The organism is Streptomyces katrae, assembly GCF_000966975.1.
Lineage (GTDB): Bacteria > Actinomycetota > Actinomycetes > Streptomycetales > Streptomycetaceae > Streptomyces > Streptomyces katrae.
Genome location: NZ_JZWV01001790.1, coordinates 1 through 391, shown reverse-complemented (window position 1 = coordinate 391; position 391 = coordinate 1). Strand labels below are relative to the sequence as shown.

The following is a 391-nucleotide window of genomic DNA, read 5'->3' as shown; positions in this document are numbered from 1 at the left end:
TACCACGCTCACCGGCCCGGCGGGGTTGTCCTCGGGCAGCCGGAAGGTGACCTGGGTCCGGCCCTTGACCTGCTTGCGTTCCAGCACGGGAAGTCTCCATCCGGGGAAGGTGTCGGCGGGGCTCGGGCATCCTCGCCCTGTGCGGCGGACGCCCCCGGCGGGACGTGCCGCGCGCGGCACGCAGGTCACCCGGCCGGCCCCCCCGCCCACAAGCGGGGAAGTACGTCGACCTGGTGGCGGGGCAGGGAGGCCGGAGACGGACCCGGCCGGGGTGGCTGACATCCGGCCGGGCCCGCCCTGCGTGGACCTCTCGTCGCCCTGCCACCGTGCCACGGACACGCCGGCTCCGCCCGGGATGAGGGCCGGCCGGAGTAGGCGCCCCACCCTCACA

General features: G+C 76.2%; 1 pseudogene. It reads right to left on the bottom strand.

Annotation, left to right across the window (positions count from 1 at the left end):
• Positions 1-180, bottom strand: a pseudogene (locus VR44_RS46750) (isoamylase early set domain-containing protein); the annotation flags it as partial.
• Positions 181-391 lie beyond the last annotated feature (211 nt).